Source organism: Streptomyces echinoruber (assembly GCF_014651135.1).
Lineage (GTDB): Bacteria > Actinomycetota > Actinomycetes > Streptomycetales > Streptomycetaceae > Streptomyces > Streptomyces echinoruber.
Genome location: NZ_BMWH01000007.1, coordinates 1 through 19593, shown reverse-complemented (window position 1 = coordinate 19593; position 19593 = coordinate 1). Strand labels below are relative to the sequence as shown.

Below are 19593 nucleotides of genomic sequence, written 5' to 3'. Positions count from 1 at the left end.
GGCCGTTATCAAAATGATGATCGGGAAAAGTTGTGGTCCGTGCGGCGGGTGGGACGGGGGAACGCGCCGATCTCTCGTACAGTTTGCGCCGTGGGATCTCTGCGCAATCCGGTCGGGCCGCTTCCCTCCTCCATCTACTGGCGACGGAGGATCGTCGTTCTGTCCGTCATCGTCCTGCTGGCGCTGCTGATCACCTGGATCGTCACCTCCGGCGGCGGAGGCGGCAGAAACGGCGCCGACGGGTCGAACGGCAAGCATCCCGCACCCTCGACGATCACCCCCGGTCCCTCCGGTTCCGGGCCCGCGATCAGCCAGCACCCGGGCGGTCGCGACGGGTCGGGCGGGTCGGACTCCGGCGGATCGGGCTCCGGCGGATCGGGCTCCGGCTCCGGTGCGGGGTCGGGCTCGGGGTCCGGTACGGGCTCCGGCGGAGCGTCGGGCGGCAGCGGCGGCTCGGGCGGCTCGGGCGCGGGCTCCGCGTCCGGCGGCGGGTCCGCGGGCACCGGCGTGACGGTCTCCGAGGGCGGCTCCGGCGGCGGGGGCGGTGCGGCCGCCTCACTGCCGGCCGGTTCCACGCTGCCCACCTGCACACCCAGCGTCGTCAAGCTGAACCTGCGCAGCGTGCACAACACCTACGCGCCCGGGAAGACGCCCACCGTCGAACTCACCGCGAAGAACACCTCCGGCCACGACTGCAAGATCGACCTCGCGCCCGAGCACGCGGTGCTGACCATCACCAAGGCCGGCGCCGACGACCCGTTCTGGGCGTCCGACGACTGCCCGAAGGTGTCCGGGAGCCGGTACTACCGGGTGCCGGCGGACGGGACCGTCACCTACACCGTCCGGTGGGACCGCGGGCCGAGCGCACCGCGGTGCGCGACGCCGCGGGCGGGATCGGCGGGCGCCGGGACGTACCTGGTGGAGGTGAAGGTGCCGGGCTTCGAGAAGGCGCGGACGTCGTTCGTGCTGTCGGCGGACTGACCCCGCCGGGCGGCGCCGGCCCGGTGGCCGCGGACCGCCGCCCGCCGGAGTGGACGCATCGCCGGTCGAGCGGTCGCGCGGGCGCAGCGCGCGCCCGCGCGCGGACGCACCCAAATCCTGGGCCCGCTCAGCGGGTGGCAGCTCGCAGCGCGCGCCCGCGCGCGGACGCACCGCTCCAGAAGCCCGGACGTACCGTCCCAAGGCCCGGACACACCGCTCCAGAAGCTTGGACCGCGCCGCCCCGGAGCCCGGTCGTGCCGCCCCAGGGTCAGACGTACCGCTCCAGGATCGACGACTCCGCCAGCCGCGACAGGCCCTCGCGCACGCTGCGCGCCCGCGCCTCGCCCACGCCGTCCACCGTCTGCAGGTCGTCGACGCTGGCGGCGAGGAGCTTCTGCAGGCCGCCGAAGTGCTCGACGAGGCGGTCGATGATGGCGCCGGGCAGGCGCGGCACCTTCGCCAGCAGGCGGAAGCCGCGCGGGGAGACGGCGGTGTCGAGGGACTCGGGCGAGCCGGTGTAGCCCAACGCCTTGGCGACCGTGGTCAGTTCCAGCAGCTCGGCGTGGCTGAGCGCGTCCAGTTCGGCGAGCGCCTCCTCGACCGTGCGGGAGCGCTTCGCGGTGGGCTCGGGGACGTAGTCGCGGACGACCAGTTCGCGCTCGGGCTCGACACCGGCGATCAGCTCGTCGAGCTGGAGGGCGAGCAGCCGCCCGTCGGTGCCCAGCTCGACCACGTACTCGGCGATCTCGGTGGCGATGCGGCGCACCATCTCCAGGCGCTGCGCGACCGCCGAGACGTCCCGGACGGTGACCAGGTCCTCGATCTCCAGCGCCGACAGCGTGCCGGCGACCTCGTCCAGGCGCAGCTTGTAGCGCTCCAGGGTGGCCAGGGCCTGGTTGGCGCGGGAGAGGATCGCCGCGGAGTCCTCCAGGACGCGCCGCTGCCCGTCGACGTAGAGCGCGATCAGCCGCATCGACTGGGAGACCGAGACGACCGGGAAGCCGACCTGCTTGCTGACGCGGTCCGCGGTGCGGTGCCGGGTGCCGGTCTCCTCGGTGGGGATCGTCGGGTCCGGCACCAGCTGCACGCCGGCCCGCAGGATCTTGGAGAGGTCGGTGGAGAGCACGAGCGCCCCGTCGAGCTTGCACAGCTCGCGCAGGCGGGTCGCGGTGAACTCGACGTCCAGCACGAAACCGCCCGTGCACAGCGCCTCGACGCTCTTGTCGCAGCCGAGCACGATGAGTCCGCCGGTGTTGCCGCGCAGCACCCTCTCGAGGCCGTCGCGCAGCGGGGTGCCGGGTGCCACCGCGCTCAGTGAGGCGCGCATCAGGCCATCGGCACCGGAACTCCCGCCGGACTTTCCGGGAGCTGCCGCCCGGTCGTTGGCTGCCACTGCACTCCTCCGGTCGCAGGTTCTTCAGGCGCTCCCGTGTCGCACTCTCGGTTCGTACGGACGGGCGAGACCAGGGCAAAGTCTACCGGCGGTCCTCCTCCTCCCGTGGGGCCTCTCGCCGACGGGAGCGCGGAAGGACCCGCAGCGCGTCCCCGATGTCGGCGACCTCCAGCACCCTCATCCCCGGCGGAATCCTGCCGGGATCGCCCGGGACCAGCGCATGTGTGAAGCCCAGGCGGTGCGCCTCGGCGAGCCGGCGCTGCACGCCCGTGACCCGTCTCACCTCCCCCGCGAGACCCACCTCGCCGATCGCGACGAGGTTCTTCGGCAGCGGGGTGTCGCTCGCCGCCGACGCCAGCGCGAGCGCCACCGCGAGGTCCGCGGCCGGCTCCGACAGCTTCACCCCGCCGACCGTCGCGGAGTAGATGTCCCGCTTGCCCAGGCTGCTGATGCGGCCGCGCTGCTCCAGCACCGCCAGCATCATCGACACGCGGGAGGTCTCCAGACCGGAGGTGGTGCGGCGCGGGGAGGGGATCTGCGAGTCCACGGTGAGCGCCTGCACCTCGGCCACCAGGGGGCGCCGGCCCTCCAGGGTGACGGTCAGGCAGGTGCCGGGCACCGGCTCGTCGCGGCGGGTCAGGAACAGGCCGCTGGGGTCGGCCAGGCCGGTGATGCCCTCGTCGTGCAGCTCGAAGCAGCCGACCTCGTCGGTGGCGCCGTAGCGGTTCTTGACGCCCCGCACCAGGCGCAGACGCGCGTGCCGGTCGCCCTCGAAGTGCAGCACGACGTCGACCAGGTGCTCCAGCAGGCGCGGGCCGGCGATCGCGCCGTCCTTGGTGACATGGCCCACCAGCAGCGTGGACATGCCGCGCTCCTTGGAGGCGCGGATCAGGGCGCCGGCGACCTCGCGGACCTGGGCCATGCCGCCGGGGGCGCCGTCGACCTCCGGGGAGGCGACCGTCTGCACCGAGTCGAGGATCAGCAGCGACGGCTTGACCGCGTCCAGGTGGCCGAGCACCGCGGCGAGGTCGGTCTCGGCGGCCAGGTACAGGTGGTCGGCTATGGCGCCGATGCGGTCGGCGCGCAGCCGCACCTGGCTCGCGGACTCCTCGCCCGTCACGTACAGCGTCGGGTGCTCCTCGCTCGCCGACTTGGCCGCCACGTCCAGCAGCAGCGTCGACTTGCCGACCCCGGGCTCGCCCGCCACCAGCACGACCGCGCCGGGGATCAGGCCGCCGCCGAGCACCCGGTCCAGCTCGGGCACACCGGTGGGGCGCGCGGTGGCCTGGCGGCCGTCGACCTGGCCGATGGGCAGGGCGGCGCTGGTGACGCGCCCCGGCGTCGTGGTGCGCACCGCGGGCGCGCCGTATTCCTCGACCGTGCCCCAGGCCTGGCACTCGGGGCAGCGGCCGAGCCACTTGGCCGTCTGCCAGCCGCACTCCGTGCAGCGGTAGGACGGGCGGTCCTTGGCGGTCTTCGTACGGGCAGCCATGTCCGCAACCGTAACCGCCGGCACTGACAACCAGCGGCCGACCGCCGGTCCTGGCCACCGGTCGACCGCCGTCCCTGGCGTCCCTGGTCACCGGTCGACCGCGGTCCCTGGCGTCCCTGGTCACCGGTCGACCGCGGTCCCTGGCGTCCCTGGTCACCGGTCGACCGCGGTCCCTGGCGTCCCTGGTCACCGGTCGACCACCGGCCCCGGTGGCCGGCCGGCCGCCGGGGCCGGCCGCCGGGGCCGGCCGCCGGGGCGTCGGGTTGCCGGGCCGACCGGCCGCCGGGAACGGGCCGGGCCATCGCGATCCGGCCACGGAGCGAATCGTTCCTGTCCCCTATTGAGGGATCGTTTCACCCGTACGAATTAAAAGCGCTCGGGGGAGCCGTGAGGACCGTGCCCGGGCCCCTACGGTCGCACGGGTGACGAGCAGCAGTACGGAGACCTCCACCCGCACGACCGGGACACACCGGGCGCACCGGGCGCACCGTGAGGCGCGCGACCGGGCCGCGGCGCGCACCCTGGCGCAGCGCCCGCCCGCGCGCTACGAGCCGTACCTGGACGGCCTGTTCACCTACTGCCTGTCCGTGCTGTGCGACCACGACGCCGCCACCGCCGCCCTCGGCGACGTGCTCGCGCTGGCCGAGCGGCGCGGCGCCCGCGCCCCCGAGGCGGCCGGGGAACACCGCGCCTGGCTGTACGCGCTGGCCCGCTGGGCGTGCCTGCGCGAGCTGGCCGAGGCCAGGCGGAAGCGCCGGGCCACCCACGCGGCGGGCCGCCCCGGCGCCGCCGGGCACGACGGGCCGCGCCCCGGTGAAGTGCCCGCCGGCGCGCAGGAGCAGGAGCGGCGGCGACGCGAACTGGCCGAGCTGGCCTGGCCGGAGGCGGCCGGCACCACCCCGGAGCAGCGGGAGGCGCTCGAACTCGCGGTGCGCCACCACCTCTCCGCGCAGGAGGTCGCCGCCGTCCTCGGCCGGGACCTGGCCGCCACCCGCGACCTGCTGGCCTCGGCCGCCTGCGAGGTGGAGCGCACGCGCGCGGCGCTCGCCGTCGTGGAACTGGGCGGCTGCCCGGGCGTCGCCCACCTGGCCGGCGACCACCGGCTGGTGCTCAGCCCGGCCCTGCGCCGGGAGCTGGTCCGGCACGTCGACGACTGCCCGCGCTGCCGCCGCACCGCCGAGCGCGCCGTCCCCGGCCGCTGGCCCGGCACCAGCGTCACGCCCGCCGAGCTGCCCGTGCTGGAGGCGCCCCGCGCGGCCCTGCACGCGGCCATGGCGCACCCCACGCGCGCGCGGGGCACCGCTCCCCGCTTCGACCGGCGCGGCTTCCCCATGGACCCCAAGGACCGCGCCGCCCGCCGTGACCGCATGCGCGCGCGGGCCGTCACCACCACCGTGGTCGCCACCGTCGTCGCCGCCCCCGTGCTCGCCCTGTGGGCCGCCTACCGGGGCACCCCGGCCGGCGAGGCGAACGGCCACCCCGCCACCGCGAGCGAGGCCCACGACCCCGGCGCCCTCGGCGGCGAGACGGCGGGCGGCTACGAGAACACCGGCGACGCCCGCACCCGCCCCGGTGCCCGCACCGACGTCTCCGTCGAGGTCGTCGGCGTCTCCGGCAGGGGCGAGAAGGGTGCCGGGCGCCTCACCGTCACGGCCGCCCAGAGCGGCGGCACCACGCTGATCACCCTCACCGCGTACGGGCCGTCCCCGGTGCGCTGGTCCGCGTCCACCACGGCGCCCTGGCTCGACCTGAGCCGGTCGTCGGGGACCCTGCGGCCCGGCGAGACGTTCACGGTCGAGGTGTACGTCGACCACCTGCGCGAGCCGACCGGCCGCTGGAGCGCGCGCGTGGCGGTTTCGCCCGCCGGCGCGGTGGTCACGATCGAGGGGCACGGCCCCGAGCCCGCCCGCCCGTCGCGGCCCCGCCCGGCCGGTCCCGGCGGCCTGCCGGCTCCCTCCGACCGGGACGACCGGGGCCCGGTGCCCACCGCCTCGGCCCCCGCCCCCGCCGACCCGTCGCCCGGCGGCCCTCCTCCGGGCTCCGGCGAGCAGGGGGAACCCTCGCGGTCGCCCGAATCCGGCCCGCCCTCCCCGTCCGGCCCGCCCTCCGCCAGCCCCGGGGACCCGACGGAGCCTGCCGCCGGCGGCGGCGATTCCGGCCCGGCGGCGTCCTCGCACCCGTAGCGCCCGCGGGCGTCGCGGCACCCGCGGCACCCGCGGCGCCCGGCGGTGTCTGCCGTACGCGGCGCCCGGCGGGCCTCAGTCGCCCGCCTCCGCGGGACCGGCGGCCCCCTGCCCGGAGCGCCCGGAGCGGGCGGGGCCCGCCGCATCCGCCGTCCGCGGCCCGTCCACCGCGTCCGGATTCACCCGTCCGCATCCACCGCGTCCGGATTCACCGCGTCCGCATCCACCGCATCCGGGTCCGCCGGGCGCGGGTCCGCCGGATGCGGGGCCAGCAGCGGGCGCGCCGCGAGCCGCTGCTCGCACAGCTCCACCAGCCGGTCGTAACCGGCCTTGCCCATCAGCTCGGTCAACTCGGCGCGGTAGGAGAGGTACACCGGCTCGCCCGCGCCGTGTGCGGAGACCGCCGACGTGCACCACCAGTGCAGGTCGTGGCCGCCCGGCCCCCAGCCGCGCCGGTCGTACTCGCCGATCGACACCCGCAGCACCCGCGTGTCGTCGGGCCGGTCGATCCAGTCGTAGGTGCGCCGGATCGGCAGCTGCCAGCACACGTCGGGCTTGGTCTCCAGCGGCTCGCGGCCTTCGCGCAGGGCGAGGATGTGCAGCGCGCAGCCGGCGCCGCCGGGGAATCCGGGGCGGTTCTGGAAGATGCAGGAGCCCTGGTAGGGGCGGGTCTGCCGGGAGCCCTCGTCGTCCTCGCCGACCCAGCCGTGCCGGGTGCCCTCGTCGTGGTGCTGCCAGATGTCCGGCGTGAGGCGCGCCACGTGTTCGGCGACCCGCCGTTCGTCGTCCTCGTCGGAGAAGTGCGCGCCCAGGGTGCAGCAGCCGTCGTCGGAGCGGCCTTCCTGGATGCCCTGGCAGCCGCGGCCGAAGATGCAGTTCCAGCGTGATGTGAGCCAGGTCAGGTCGCAGCGGAAGACCTGTTCGTCGTCGGCCGGGTCGGGGAACTCCACCCACGCGCGCGGGAAGTCGAGCCCCTGCTCGTCGGGCTCGGCGAGCGGCAGCGGCGGCCGCTCCGGCCTCCTCGCCGCCCCGGCCGGTCCGTCGCCCCGCACGGGACCCGGTCCGTCGCCCCGCACGGGACCGGCGTCCTTCGCGGCTTCTCCGGCCTTCGCCGCTTTCCCTGCCTTCCCCGCTTCCTCCGCCTTTACGGCTTTTTCACGCTTCGCGGCTTTTCCGGGCTTCGCCTTGTTCGTCTTTGGCACGCGTCCAGGGTAAGTCGCGCACCACGCGGCCCGGGACCGCTCCGGCGCTCCTCCGGGCAGGTCTCGAGCGGGTCTCCCGGCATCGCCCGCCGTCCGCCGGGCAGTAGCGTTCCGGGTATGAGACTCGGTGTCCTCGACGTGGGTTCGAACACGGTGCATCTGCTGGTGGTGGACGCGCATCCCGGCGCGCGCCCGCTGCCCGCGCACTCGCACAAGGCGGAGCTGAAGCTCGCGCAACTCCTGGACGACAGCGGCGCCATCGGCCCCGGAGGGGTCGACAAACTGATCGCCGTCGTCCGCGACGCGCTGCGGGCCGCCGAGGACAAGGGCGTCGAGGACCTGCTGCCGTTCGCGACCTCCGCCGTGCGCGAGGCCCGCAACGCCGACGACGTCCTCGCCCGCGTGCGCGCCGAGACCGGTGTCGAGCTGACGGTCCTCACCGGTGAGGAGGAGGCCCGGCTCACCTTCCTCGCCGCCCGCCGCTGGTTCGGCTGGTCGGCCGGGCGCCTGCTGGTCCTGGACATCGGCGGCGGCTCCCTGGAGATCGCCTACGGCATCGACGAGGAACCCGACGCCGCGGTGTCGCTGCCGCTCGGCGCGGGCCGGCTCACCGCCGCCCGGCTGCCCGGCGACCCGCCCGATCCGGACGACGTGCGGGCCCTGCGCCGCCATGTGCGCACCGAGATCGCCCGTACGGTCGTCGAGTTCGCCCGCTTCGGCCGGCCCGACCACGTCGTCGCCACCTCCAAGACCTTCAAGCAGCTCGCCCGCATCGGCGGCGCCGCCCGCTCCGCCGAGGGCCTCTACGTCCACCGCGAGCTCAAGCGCACGTCCCTGGAGGCGTGGGTCCCCAGGCTCGCCGCCATGACCACCGCCCAGCGCGCCCGGCTCCCGGGCGTCTCGGAGGGCCGCGCGGGCCAGATCCTCGCCGGCGCGCTGGTGGCGGAGGCCGCGATGGACCTGTTCGGCGTGGAGGCGGTGGAGATCTGCCCGTGGGCGCTGCGGGAGGGCGTGATCCTGCGGCGTCTGGACCACCTGGCAGCGGGGTGACACCCCTCACAGGACCCGGGCGCGCGGCGCACCGGCGCACCGGGCCCGGGACGCGCGGGAGCAGGACGGACGGCACCGGGACGCGCGGGACCAGGCCGTACGGCACCCGGACGGCCCGTGGCCGATCCTCACCGTCCCCGGCCACTCCGCCGGAGCCACCCCGTACCCTGTCCCTCGTGGCAGAACCAGTCGTACGCGTCCCGGATGCGAAGGTCGCGCTCTCCACGGCCTCCGTGTATCCGGAGTCGACGGCGACGGCCTTCGAGATCGCCGCGCGCCTGGGGTACGACGGGGTCGAGGTCATGGTGTGGACCGACCCGGTCAGCCAGGACATCGAGGCGCTGCGCCGGCTCAGCGACTACCACCAGATCCCGGTTCTGGCCGTGCACGCCCCCTGTCTGCTGATCACGCAGCGGGTGTGGTCCACCGACCCGTGGACCAAGCTGCGCCGCGCCCAGGCGGCCGCGGAGAAGCTGGGCGCGAGCACGGTCGTCGTCCACCCGCCGTTCCGCTGGCAGCGCCAGTACGCGCGCGACTTCGTCGCCGGAATCTGGCGGATGGCGAACGAGACGGATGTGCGGTTCGCCGTCGAGAACATGTACCCGTGGCGTTACCGCGACCGCGAGATGCTCGCGTACGCGCCGGACTGGGACGTGACGAAGGACGACTACCGGCACTTCACGATCGATCTCAGCCACACCGCGACGGCCCGCACCGACGCGCTGCAGATGATCGACCGCATGGGCGACCGCCTCGGCCACGTCCACCTCGCCGACGGCCGCGGCTCGGCCAAGGACGAGCACCTGGTGCCCGGCCGCGGCACGCAGCCGTGCGCCGAGGTGCTGGAGCGGCTGGCGCGCAGCGGCTTCGACGGCCATGTCGTCCTCGAGGTCAACACCCGCCGCGCCATGTCCGGCGCGGAACGCGAGGCCGACCTGGCGGAGGCGCTGGCCTTCACCCGGCTGCACCTGGCCTCGCCGGTGCGGGCGGCGCGGGCGGAGCGGTCGGCACGGGCGGAGCGGTCGGCGCGGGCGGCGCGGGCGGAGCGGCGATGACCGAGGCCGCCGCCCGCCGCCGCGGGCGCCCCCCGCGCACCGAGGCGGCCGGCACCCGGGACCGCATCCTGGCGGCGGCCCGCGAGGAGTTCTCCGCGCGCGGCTACGAGAAGACGTCGGTGCGCGGCATCGCGAAGGCCGCCGGGGTGGACCCGGCCCTGGTCCACCACTACTTCGGCACCAAGGAGCAGGTCTTCGAGGCAGCCGTCGAGATCGCCCTGGCGCCCGCCGCGGGCATGCCGGACACGCTGGCCGAGGGGCCGCTGGACGGCGTCGGCGAGCGGCTGACCCGGTTCGTCTTCGGCGTGTGGGAGAACCCGGTGACCCGGGCCCCGCTGCTGGCGATCGTGCGCTCCGCGGTGACCAACGACACCGCCGCCGCCGTCTTCCGGCGCATGGTCGTCAGCCAGATCATGCGGCGCGTCGCCGCCCGGCTGGAGGTCCCCGACGCCGAGCTGCGCGCCGAGCTGGCGGCGGCGCAGCTGGTCGGCACGGCGATGCTGCGGTACGTGATCCAGGTGGAGCCGCTGGCGTCGGCGGACGTGGAGCGGATCGTCGAGCGGCTGGCGCCCGTGGTGCAGGGGCACCTCACGGGGCCCTGAATCCCCGTGGTGCAGGGGCGCACCTCGCGGGGCCCTGAATCCCCGTGGTGCAGGGGCGCACCTCGCGAGGCCCTGAATCCCCGTAGCGCAGGGACACACCTCACAGGCCCCTGACCTCTGTGGTGCAGGAGCACCTCATGGCCCTCGACCGCCCCCGGGACGGCCCGGCCCGCCGTCCGGGACACGCGTCCCGGATGACGGACAACTCGTCCCGCCCTGCGGATGACCGGCGTACGCTCGACTCCGTCAGAACCCTCCGGAGCACTCTCCGGAGCACCCCGGAACCTTCCGGTGGATCCCGAAGGAGCGAGCGACGATGCCCGAGCTGAGGTCCCGCACAGTCACCCACGGCCGCAACATGGCGGGCGCCCGCGCCCTCATGCGCGCCTCCGGGGTACCGAGCGAGGACATCGGCCGCAAGCCGATCGTCGCGATCGCCAACAGCTTCACCGAGTTCGTCCCCGGCCACACCCACCTGCAGCCGGTCGGCCGGATCGTCAGCGAGGCGGTGAAGGCCGCGGGCGGCATCCCGCGCGAGTTCAACACGATCGCCGTCGACGACGGCATCGCCATGGGCCACGGCGGCATGCTGTACTCGCTGCCCTCCCGCGACCTGATCGCGGACAGCGTCGAGTACATGGTCGAGGCCCACCGCGCCGACGCCCTGGTCTGCATCTCCAACTGCGACAAGATCACCCCGGGCATGCTGATGGCCGCCCTGCGCCTGAACATCCCGACGGTCTTCGTCTCCGGCGGCCCGATGGAGGCCGGCCGCGCCACCCTCGTCGACGGCACGGTGCGCACCCTGGACCTGATCGACGCGATCGCGGACGCCGCCAACGACCAGGTCTCCGACGCCGACATCCTGCGCATCGAGGAGAACGCCTGCCCCACCTGCGGCTCCTGCTCCGGCATGTTCACCGCCAACTCGATGAACTGCCTGACGGAGGCGATCGGCCTCGCCCTGCCCGGCAACGGCTCGGTCCTGGCCACCCACACCGCCCGCCGCGCCCTGTACGAGAACGCCGCGCGCACGGTGATGGACCTCACCCGCCGCTACTACGAGCAGGACGACGACTCCGTCCTGCCGCGCAGCATCGCCACCTTCGCCGCGTTCGAGAACGCCATGGCCCTGGACATCGCGATGGGCGGCTCCACCAACACGATCCTGCACCTGCTGGCCGCCGCCCAGGAGGCCGGCGTGCCCTTCGGCCTGGAGCAGATCGACGCCGTCTCCCGCCGCGTGCCGTGCCTGGCCAAGGTCGCGCCCAACGTCGCCAAGGACCGCACGTACTACATGGAGGACGTGCACCGCGCCGGCGGCATCCCCGCCCTGCTGGGCGAGCTGCACCGCGCGGGCCTGCTCAACGAGGACGTGCACGCCGTGCACAGCCCGTCCCTGGCCGACTGGCTCAAGACCTGGGACGTGCGCGGCGGCTCCCCGTCCCCCGAGGCCGTCGAGCTGTGGCACGCGGCGCCCGGCTGCGTCCGCTCCGCCGAGGCGTTCTCCCAGTCCGAGCGCTGGGAAGCCCTCGACACCGACGCCGAGAACGGCTGCATCCGCTCCGTGGAGCACGCCTACTCCAAGGACGGCGGCCTGGCCGTGCTCAAGGGCAACCTGGCCGTCGACGGCTGCGTGGTGAAGACCGCCGGCGTCGACGAGTCGATCTGGACCTTCGAGGGCCCGGCGGTGGTCTGCGAGTCGCAGGAGGAGGCCGTCGAGAAGATCCTCAACAAGCGGGTCAAGGAGGGCGACGTCGTCGTCATCCGCTACGAGGGCCCCAAGGGCGGCCCGGGCATGCAGGAGATGCTGCACCCGACGTCGTTCCTCAAGGGCCGCGGCCTGGGCAAGGTCTGCGCGCTGATCACCGACGGCCGCTTCTCCGGCGGCACCTCGGGCCTGTCCATCGGGCACATCTCGCCCGAGGCGGCCTCCGGCGGCCTGATCGCCCTGGTCGAGGACGGGGACCGCATCCGCATCGACATCCCGAACCGCTCCATCGAGCTGCTGGTCGACGACGCCGAACTGGCCCGCCGCGAGCAGGCGCTGAACGGCGCCTACGCCCCGAAGAACCGCGACCGCAAGGTCTCCGCGGCCCTGCGCGCCTACGCGGCGATGGCCACCAGCGCCGACAAGGGCGCCGTGCGGGACGTCGGCAAGCTCGGCTGAACCCGCGCGGCCGGGACGTCACGCCGTACGCCATCGGGCTCGGCCGAACCCGCGGCCGGTACGGCGCGCCGTACGTCACCAGTCCGCGGGGGAGGCGCCGTCCAGCCCGAACACGGTGCCGTCCGGCGCGGCCCCGTACACGCGCCCGCCGGCGGCCACCGGGGCCGGCAGCGCCGCCACGACCCGGTCGGCGGCGGCACCCAGCCGCGGCCGGGTCTCGCCCAGCAGCCGCCCGCCGCGGGCGTCCACCGCGAGCAGCCGCCCGTCGGCCGCGGTGAGGTACACGTGCCCGCCGGCCACGACCGGCTCCGAGCCGCGGCTGACGGACGTCTCCAGGTGCCACCGCCGCTTCCCGGCGCCCAGGTCGACGGCCTCCAGCGCGCCCCCGGCGGCCAGCAGGTACACGGTGTCCCCGTGCACGGTGGCGAGGGCGCCGTCCAGCCGCACGGGCAGCGCCACCCGGCGGACCGCCCGGGTCGCCGGGGCGTAGCGGACCACGGCCCGCGCGTACCCGTACACCGGGTCGGTCTCGACGAAGGTCACCGTGTCGCCCGCCGCCCCGACGGGTTTCAGGGACCCGGCCAGCCGGGTGTCCCACCGCACCTCGCCCGTCTCCGGGTCCACCGCCGTCACCCGGGTGCGCGTCCCGTCGCCGGAGGTGGTCACGGCGTACGCCGCCGGGTCCCCGGCGAAGGAGGAGAACAGCGGCATCGCGTGCCCCGGGATCCGCCGCGTCCACCGGGAGTCGCCCGAGGCGGCGTCGACGCCGGTGACCGTCCCGTCGGTGCCGGTCAGCAGGATCGTGCCGCCCGCGTAGCGGATCGCGCCGTACGCCGGCACGGTCCGCTTCCAGCGCACCCGGCCGGTGCCGGGGTCGAGGGCCTCCAGCCGGCGTCCCGTGTCCAGCGCGGGTTGCACCAGCCCGCCCGCCACGACCGGCGGCGCGCCGCGCACCGTCGCGGCCACCGGGTGCCGCCACCGCACCGCGCCGTCGGCGGGATCCAGCGCGTACACCAGCCCCGGCCGCGCGCACACCAGCTCCCCGGCGCCGTACGAGCACTGCGGCATGCCCGTGCTCTTGCCCGGGGCGGCCGTCTCCCACCCGGTGAACCCGGCGGCCGTGGTGCGCGGACCGGCGCCGCCGCCCGTCCCGGGCCCGGCCCCGAGGAACTGCACCGAGGCCACCGCCGCGCCCACGGCCAGCCCCAACGCCCCGGCGACGAGCCCGGCCCGCCGCAGCGGCCGCCGGGGACTCCGCCCGGGCTCCCGCGCGTGCTCCCGCGCGGCCGGCGGCTCCGCCGCCTGCTCCGCTGCCGGTGATTCCGCCGCCTGCGGCTTTGCCGCCCGCGGTTTCGCGGCCTGCTCCGTCGCGGCCTGCGGTGCTGCCGCCTGCGCTTCCTCCGCTTCCTCCCCCCGCTCCGCCGCGGCCCGAGCCGGGTCCGCGAGGCGCGCCGCGGCCGGCTCCGCGAGCTCCCCGGTGCGCGGCTGAGCCACGAACGCCTGCGTGTCGTACGACGCCGCCAGCGCCCGCAGCTCCCGCATCAGCTCGTCCGGCGTCGGCCGGGCCTCCGGCTCCTTGGCGAGGCAGCGCCGCACCAGCGGGGCGACGCTCTCCGGCACGCCGGTCAGGTCCGGCTCGTCGTGCACGACCTGGTAGGCCACGACGTACGGGCTGTCGGAGTCGAACGGACCGCGCCCGGTGGCCGCGTGCACCATCACCGAGCCGAGCGCGAACACGTCGGCGGCCGGCCCGACCTCGCGCGGCCGCTGGAACTGCTCCGGCGCCATGAACGGCGGCGTGCCGATCAGCTTGCCGGTCTCGGTGCGCAGTTCGCTGTCCTTGGGCCGGGATATGCCGAAGTCGATGACCTTCGGCCCGTCCTCGGCGAGCAGCACGTTGCTCGGTTTGAGGTCCCGGTGCACCACGCCCACCCGGTGGATGTCGCGCAGCGCCTCCGCCAGCCCGGCCATCAGCCGGCGCAGCCGGTCCGGCGGCAGCGGCCCGTCGTTCTTGACGTGCTCGGACAGCGTCGGCCCCGGGATGAACAGCGTCGCCATCCACGGCCGTTCGGCCTCCGGATCGGCGTCCACGACCGGCGCGGTGAACGCGCCGCTCACCCGCCGCGCCGCGGCCACCTCCTGCCGGAACCGGCCCCGGAACTCGTCGTCCCGGGCGAACTCGGCGTGCACGACCTTCACCGCGACCCGCATCCCGGAGGCGCTGCGCGCCAGGTGCACCACGCCCATGCCGCCGGAGCCCAGGCAGGACTCCAGGCGGTAGTGACCGGCGTACTCGGGCAGGTGCGCCATGGACCACCCCCGTGCTGTTCGTCCGCGCGCGCGACGCAGGGAGCCTAGTCGATGACATTGACGAGACGGAGGAGGCGTACACGCGTCCCCGTGCGAACCGCACACGGGTGTTCCGGCGTCCCAGTCGGTGCGACAACGGATTCCCATGCACCGCATGGGACGCAACGGGGGAGGTCCTTCCATGTCCGTCGAACCCGCCGAGACGACCGGCGCCGTTCAGGAGAACACCCAGAACACCCAGAACACCCAGAACACCCGGGCGGTCACGGCCGAGGCCGCGGCCGTCCGCTCCTACCCGGTCGCCCCGGGCGTCCGCCTCAACGTCCGCAGCGGCCCCGGCACCGGCTACAGCATCGTCCGCATCCTGCCCGAGGGCGCCAACGTGCCGATCTACTGCCAGGCCCCGGGCACCACGGTCAGCGGCTACTACGGCACGAGCAACATCTGGGACAACATCGGCGACGGCTACGTCTCCGACGCCTACGTCCACACCGGCAGCGACGGCTACGTGGCGCCCCGCTGCGGCTGACCCGCACGCCGTCCCGCGGAGCCCGCGGCATCGGGGGTCATAATCGACGCGTGAGCGACGAGCACGGCACACCGGACACCTCCGACATTCCCGCGGGCTCCCCGGGCGGCCCCCGCCCCGAGCCCCTCCGCTTCTTCGGCACCACCTGGGTGCGCCACGACGGCGGCTACGCGGCGCGCCGCGTCGGCGTCGCCGTCGGCTCCCTCGCCGCGGCCGCCGGCTCCTGCCTGGTGCTGCGCTTCGCCTACCAGGGCCTGCGGATCGCCGACGTCGGCGGTTTCGTCATCGCCCTCGTCGTCGTCATGTTCGCCGTGTGCACCGCCCTCGCCTTCCGCCACACCTGGGACGGTTTCACCCGCCGCACGGCCGCCGACCCCGAGCGCCAGGCCTCCCTGCGCGGCCTGCTGACCATCGGCTTCGTCGGCTCCCTCCTCGCCTACTTCCTCCGCTCCCTGATCGAGGCGCCGGGCGAGAAGCTCCTGCGCGAGGACTACGAACGCGCCCGCGCGGCGTACGCGCGGCGCAGCACGCGCCGGACGGGCAACCCGGCGCGCAGGGGACGGCGCTCTTAGGGCGGTCCTGGGACGTCCTGGGACACCCTCGGGTGTTCTTTGGCGTCTCTTGACGTCCTCAGACGTCCTCAGACGTCCTCAGACGTCCTCAGACGTCCTCGGGTGTCCTCAGGTGTCCTTGAGGGGTGATCGGGCGCGCGAAGCCCGGCGCACGACCGTCGCGCCGCACCGAGGAACGCGACCGTCGTCCCCCGGAAGCCGGCAGGGCCCGGCAGAGCCCGGCAGGGCCCGGCAGGGTCCGGCGGGGTCCGGCAGCAGGCAGCCGGAAAAGCACCGGCGCCGCGCGTCCGCCGTCGCCACCATGACCGCATGACGACGAACCCCTCCGGCCTCCACGCCGCCCGCGCCCGCTCCTTCGACTCCGCCGCCGCCCAGTACGCCGCGAACCGCCCGTCCTACCCGCCCGCCCTCCTCGACGCACTGGAGGAGCTGACCGGCCGTCCTCTCGCCGGCGCCCGCGTCGTGGACGTGGGCGCCGGCACCGGCATCGCGACGGCCCTGCTGCACGCGCGCGGCGCGCACGTGGTGGCCGTGGAGCCCGGCGAGGGCATGGCGCTGCAGTTCCGCCGCACCCTGCCCGGCGTACCCGTCCTGCGCGGCGACGGCAACGCCCTCCCCCTCGCCGGCGCCTGCGCCGACCTGATCACGTACGCGCAGTCCTGGCACTGGACCGACCCCGTCCGCTCGGTGCCGGAGGCGCTGCGCGTCCTACGGCCCGGCGGGGCGCTGGCGCTGTGGTGGAACACCCACGCCTTCGACGTGCCGTGGATCGTGGAGCAGTCGCGGCGTGTGGAGCGGTACTTCGGCGTCCGGGCCGCCGGGGAGCGCCCCCGGGAGCGGAGGGCGGCGTTCGACCCGCGCCGGGCCGATCCCACCGGCCGCCTCGACTTCGTCCGCCGCCGCGTCCGCTGGAGCCGCCGCGTCCCCGTCGACACGCACCTGGCCAACATCGGCAGCCACTCGATCTTCCTGGTCCACGCCGACCGCGCGCCCGTCTTCCTCGCCGAGGAGCGCGAGCGCCTGCTCGCCGCCTTCCCGGACGGCACCGTCGAGGAGGTCTACGACGTGGAACTGCTGCTCGCCCGCACTCCCTGACCACCGTCCCCGCGGCGGCCCGGCGGCTTGACGGCCTGATGGTCCGGGGGCTTGACGCCTTGACGGCTTGACGTCTTGACGGCGGCTCCGGGCCGGGAGCATTATTCATCGCGTGATGAATAAAGCTTCCGACCCACCCGCCCCGACCCCCGCGGCCCCGGCCGTCCGCGCCGAGGACGTCACCGTCGTCCGCGGCTCCCGCACGGTCCTGCACCACCTGTGCTTCACCGTCCCGCGCGGCCAGGTCACCGGCCTCCTCGGCCCCTCCGGCTGCGGCAAGTCGACGCTGATGCGGGCGATCGTCGGCACCCAGGCCAAGGTCACCGGCACCCTCGAGGTCCTCGGCAACCCCGCCGGCCACGCCGCCAACCGCACCCGCGTCGGCTACGTCACCCAGGCCCCGTCCGTCTACGACGACCTGACGGTCCGTCAGAACCTCGACTACTTCGCCGCGATCCTCGCCCCGGGCCGGCCCCCCGAGGAACGCCACCACGACGTCGACCGCGTCCTGACCGACGTCGACCTCACCAGCCACGCCGACGCCCTCGCCGGTAACCTCTCCGGCGGCCAGCGCAGCCGCGTCTCCCTCGCCGTGGCCCTCCTCGGCACGCCGGAACTCCTCGTCCTCGACGAACCCACCGTCGGCCTCGACCCCGTCCTGCGCCGCGACCTGTGGCGCCTCTTCCACGAGACCGCCGCCGGCCGCGGAGCCACCCTCCTCGTCTCCTCCCACGTCATGGACGAGGCCGAGCGCTGCGACCGCCTCCTGCTCATGCGCGAGGGCCGCCTCCTCGCCGACGACACCCCCGACGCGCTGCGCTCCCACACCGGCACGGACACGGTCGAGGAGGCCTTCCTGCACCTGGTCGACGAGGCGGCGGCGAAGGCCCGCGCCCAGCAAGCCGAGCGCGCACCGGAAGCCGAGCGCGCCCGGGAGAACGACCGCGCACAGGAGAGCACCCGATGAGCACCCTCACCCCGGCCCGCACCACCGCCACCGCCGCGCGGGTCCTGCGCCAACTGCGCCACGATCCGCGCACCATCGCACTGATGCTGCTGGTCCCCTGCCTGATGCTGGTCCTGCTGCGCTACGTCTTCGACGGCAGCCCGCGCACCTTCGACACCACCGGCGCCTCGCTCCTGGGGATCTTCCCGCTCATCACCATGTTCCTGGTGACGTCCATCGCCACCCTGCGCGAACGCACCTCCGGCACCCTCGAGCGCCTCCTCGCGATGCCCCTGGGCAAGGCCGACCTCATCGCGGGTTACGCCCTCGCCTTCGGCGCCCTCGCCATCGTCCAGTCCGCCCTGGCCACCGGCCTCTCCCTCTGGTTCCTGGACCTGGACGTCACCGGCTCCCCCTGGCTCGTGCTCCTCGTCGCCCTGCTCGACGCGCTCCTGGGCACGGCCCTCGGCCTCTTCGTCTCGGCCTTCGCGGCCTCCGAGTTCCAGGCGGTCCAGTTCATGCCTGCCGTGATCTTCCCCCAGCTCCTCCTCTGCGGCCTCTTCACCCCCCGCTCCGCCATGCACCCCGCCCTCGAGGCCATCTCCGACGCCCTCCCCATGTCCTACGCCGTCGACGGCATGAACGAGGTCCTCCACCACACCGATATGACCGCCACGTTCGTACGGGACGTGCTGGTGGTCGCCGGCTGCGCGGTCCTGGTCCTGGCGCTGGGCGCGGCGACGCTGCGGAGGCGTACGGCGTAGCCGCCCGGCCGCCGTGCCGCGTTCCGCCCACCGGACAAACCCGCCGCCCCCCGCACCCCCGGTGCGAGGATGGCCCCATGACGCAGAAAGTCGCAGTCCTCGGTACCGGCAAGATCGGCGAAGCCCTCCTGAGCGGAATGATCCGCGCCGGCTGGTCCCCCGCCGACCTCCTCGTCACCGCCCGGCGTCCCGAACGCGCCGAGGAACTCCGCACCCGCTACGGCGTCACCCCGGTCACCAACCCGGAGGCCGCCAAGTCCGCCGACACCCTGATCCTCACGGTCAAGCCGCAGGACATGGGCACGCTCCTCGACGAGCTCGCCCCGCACGTCCCCGCCGACCGCCTGGTGATCAGCGGCGCCGCCGGCATCACCACCGCGTTCCTCGAGCAGCGCCTCGCCGCCGGCACCCCGGTCGTCCGCGTCATGACGAACACCCCCGCCCTCGTCGACGAGGCCATGTCCGTCATCTCCGCCGGCAGCCACGCCACCGCCGACCACCTCGCCCACGCCGAGGAGATCTTCGGTGCCGTCGGCAAGACGCTCCGCGTCCCCGAGTCGCAGCAGGACGCCTGCACGGCCCTGTCCGGCTCGGGACCGGCGTACTTCTTCTACCTCGTCGAGGCGATGACGGACGCCGGCATCCTCCTCGGCCTGCCCCGCGACAAGGCCCACGACCTGATCGTCCAGTCCGCGATCGGCGCCGCCGTCATGCTCCGCGACAGCGGCGAGCACCCGGTCAGGCTCCGCGAGAACGTCACCTCTCCCGCCGGCACCACCATCAACGCCATCCGCGAGCTGGAGAACCACGGCGTCCGCGCCGCCCTCATCGCCGCCCTGGAAGCGGCCCGCGACCGCAGCCGCGAACTGGCCTCCGGCACCAACGGCTGACACGGCCGGCCGGCCCACCGGCCGGCCGATCCGCCGGAGACGTAAGCCGGTTGACATGCCCCGCCCCGATCCGTAAGGTTCTTCGGGTTGTCGGGAGCCGGAGGCTTCCGCGGCACACCTTCCGCCGCTCGTGCGGCATCCCAACCTCAGCAAGATCTCCTCTCCCAGGGGGTCGAATTCGGCGTGCCCGAATTCAATTCCCGCACAGCGATCCGGGATCCGGAGCGATTTTGGAATCGCGGGGGGAGTCCGCTAAGGTGGAACACGTCGGAACGGCCCAACGGCCGGGAAGACAAACCCCGCTGACTGGGGATCAGGTCGAGAAAAGATCTGATAGAGTCGGAAACACCGAAGGGAAA

16 protein-coding genes are annotated in these 19593 nt (G+C 74.7%); 12 read left to right on the top strand and 4 right to left on the bottom strand.

Going from position 1 to position 19593, the window contains the following annotated elements; genetic code table 11:
* Positions 1 to 90: 90 nt before the first annotated feature.
* Positions 91 to 981 carry a hypothetical protein gene (locus tag IE225_RS11745; protein ID WP_190057385.1) on the top strand — a complete coding sequence of 297 codons (891 nt, stop codon included), beginning with the start codon at positions 91 to 93 and terminating at the stop codon, positions 979 to 981.
* A 268-nt stretch (positions 982 to 1249) separates the two neighbouring features.
* Here IE225_RS11745 and disA read toward each other — a convergent pair whose 3' ends face one another.
* Positions 1250 to 2374, bottom strand: coding sequence for a DNA integrity scanning diadenylate cyclase DisA (disA, locus tag IE225_RS11740; RefSeq protein ID WP_190057384.1), 1125 nt, complete (start codon positions 2372 to 2374; stop codon positions 1250 to 1252).
* Positions 2375 to 2456: 82 nt separating this feature from the next.
* Positions 2457 to 3866 carry a DNA repair protein RadA gene (gene radA / locus IE225_RS11735; protein WP_190057383.1) on the bottom strand — a complete coding sequence of 470 codons (1410 nt, stop codon included), beginning with the start codon at positions 3864 to 3866 and terminating at the stop codon, positions 2457 to 2459.
* 422 nt (positions 3867 to 4288) lie between these two features.
* On the opposite strand from radA, the gene IE225_RS11730 reads away from it, so the two are divergent.
* Complete coding sequence (locus IE225_RS11730) at positions 4289 to 6049, top strand: BACON domain-containing protein (RefSeq protein ID WP_190057382.1); 1761 nt, start codon at positions 4289 to 4291, stop codon at positions 6047 to 6049.
* A 179-nt stretch (positions 6050 to 6228) separates the two neighbouring features.
* On the opposite strand, the gene IE225_RS11725 is transcribed toward IE225_RS11730, so the two are convergent.
* Complete coding sequence (locus IE225_RS11725; protein WP_373303169.1) at positions 6229 to 7251, bottom strand: DUF3109 family protein; 1023 nt, start codon at positions 7249 to 7251, stop codon at positions 6229 to 6231.
* 117 nt (positions 7252 to 7368) lie between these two features.
* Here IE225_RS11725 and IE225_RS11720 point away from each other — a divergent pair, with 117 nt between their 5' ends.
* The 4 genes from IE225_RS11720 to ilvD all read left to right on the top strand — a co-directional run bounded on the left by IE225_RS11720 (position 7369) and on the right by ilvD (position 12128).
* Positions 7369 to 8301, top strand: coding sequence for a Ppx/GppA family phosphatase (locus IE225_RS11720; RefSeq protein ID WP_190057381.1), 933 nt, complete (start codon positions 7369 to 7371; stop codon positions 8299 to 8301).
* A 176-nt stretch (positions 8302 to 8477) separates the two neighbouring features.
* Complete coding sequence (locus IE225_RS11715; RefSeq protein WP_190057380.1) at positions 8478 to 9356, top strand: sugar phosphate isomerase/epimerase family protein; 879 nt, start codon at positions 8478 to 8480, stop codon at positions 9354 to 9356.
* Positions 9353 to 9958, top strand: coding sequence for a TetR/AcrR family transcriptional regulator (locus tag IE225_RS11710; RefSeq protein ID WP_190057379.1), 606 nt, complete (start codon positions 9353 to 9355; stop codon positions 9956 to 9958). The genes IE225_RS11715 and IE225_RS11710 overlap by 4 nt, the downstream gene beginning before the upstream one ends.
* 316 nt (positions 9959 to 10274) lie before the next feature.
* Positions 10275 to 12128 carry a dihydroxy-acid dehydratase gene (gene ilvD / locus IE225_RS11705; RefSeq protein ID WP_190057378.1) on the top strand — a complete coding sequence of 618 codons (1854 nt, stop codon included), beginning with the start codon at positions 10275 to 10277 and terminating at the stop codon, positions 12126 to 12128.
* A 75-nt stretch (positions 12129 to 12203) separates the two neighbouring features.
* Here the strand turns inward: ilvD and IE225_RS11700 are convergent, their stop codons facing one another.
* Positions 12204 to 14438: a serine/threonine-protein kinase gene (locus IE225_RS11700; protein WP_190057377.1), complete on the bottom strand. Its 2235-nt coding sequence runs from the start codon at positions 14436 to 14438 to the stop codon at positions 12204 to 12206.
* Positions 14439 to 14619: 181 nt separating this feature from the next.
* On the opposite strand from IE225_RS11700, the gene IE225_RS11695 reads away from it, so the two are divergent.
* The 6 genes from IE225_RS11695 to proC all read left to right on the top strand — a co-directional run bounded on the left by IE225_RS11695 (position 14620) and on the right by proC (position 19234).
* Positions 14620 to 14967 carry an SH3 domain-containing protein gene (locus tag IE225_RS11695; RefSeq protein ID WP_229879451.1) on the top strand — a complete coding sequence of 116 codons (348 nt, stop codon included), beginning with the start codon at positions 14620 to 14622 and terminating at the stop codon, positions 14965 to 14967.
* Between the two features lie 50 nt (positions 14968 to 15017).
* On the top strand, positions 15018 to 15539 hold the full coding sequence (locus IE225_RS11690; protein ID WP_190057376.1) for an EamA/RhaT family transporter: 522 nt from the start codon (positions 15018 to 15020) through the stop codon (positions 15537 to 15539).
* Positions 15540 to 15848: 309 nt separating this feature from the next.
* Complete coding sequence (locus IE225_RS11685; protein WP_190057375.1) at positions 15849 to 16634, top strand: class I SAM-dependent methyltransferase; 786 nt, start codon at positions 15849 to 15851, stop codon at positions 16632 to 16634.
* 115 nt (positions 16635 to 16749) lie between these two features.
* Positions 16750 to 17601 (top strand): ABC transporter ATP-binding protein, encoded by an 852-nt coding sequence (locus IE225_RS11680; protein WP_190057374.1) that lies wholly within the window; start codon positions 16750 to 16752, stop codon positions 17599 to 17601.
* A complete protein-coding gene (locus IE225_RS11675; RefSeq protein ID WP_190057373.1) occupies positions 17598 to 18344 on the top strand; it encodes an ABC transporter permease in 747 nt (248 codons plus the stop codon). The genes IE225_RS11680 and IE225_RS11675 overlap by 4 nt, the downstream gene beginning before the upstream one ends.
* Before the next feature lie 77 nt (positions 18345 to 18421).
* The gene (proC, locus tag IE225_RS11670) at positions 18422 to 19234 is read left to right on the top strand and encodes a pyrroline-5-carboxylate reductase (protein WP_190057372.1); all 813 of its coding nucleotides are present in this window, start codon (positions 18422 to 18424) and stop codon (positions 19232 to 19234) included.
* Positions 19235 to 19593 lie beyond the last annotated feature (359 nt).

Excerpts from the sequence above, each read along its gene's own strand:
- radA (WP_190057383.1), bottom strand. The coding sequence starts at position 3,866 with ATGGCTGCCCGTACGAAGACCGCCAAGGACCGCCCGTCCTACCGCTGC.
- IE225_RS11720 (WP_190057381.1), top strand. The coding sequence starts at position 7,369 with ATGAGACTCGGTGTCCTCGACGTGGGTTCGAACACGGTGCATCTGCTG.
- IE225_RS11710 (WP_190057379.1), top strand. The coding sequence starts at position 9,353 with ATGACCGAGGCCGCCGCCCGCCGCCGCGGGCGCCCCCCGCGCACCGAG.
- ilvD (WP_190057378.1), top strand. The coding sequence starts at position 10,275 with ATGCCCGAGCTGAGGTCCCGCACAGTCACCCACGGCCGCAACATGGCG.
- IE225_RS11700 (WP_190057377.1), bottom strand. The coding sequence starts at position 14,438 with ATGGCGCACCTGCCCGAGTACGCCGGTCACTACCGCCTGGAGTCCTGC.
- IE225_RS11695 (WP_229879451.1), top strand. The coding sequence starts at position 14,620 with ATGTCCGTCGAACCCGCCGAGACGACCGGCGCCGTTCAGGAGAACACC.
- IE225_RS11685 (WP_190057375.1), top strand. The coding sequence starts at position 15,849 with ATGACGACGAACCCCTCCGGCCTCCACGCCGCCCGCGCCCGCTCCTTC.
- IE225_RS11680 (WP_190057374.1), top strand. The coding sequence starts at position 16,750 with ATGAATAAAGCTTCCGACCCACCCGCCCCGACCCCCGCGGCCCCGGCC.
- IE225_RS11675 (WP_190057373.1), top strand. The coding sequence starts at position 17,598 with ATGAGCACCCTCACCCCGGCCCGCACCACCGCCACCGCCGCGCGGGTC.
- proC (WP_190057372.1), top strand. The coding sequence starts at position 18,422 with ATGACGCAGAAAGTCGCAGTCCTCGGTACCGGCAAGATCGGCGAAGCC.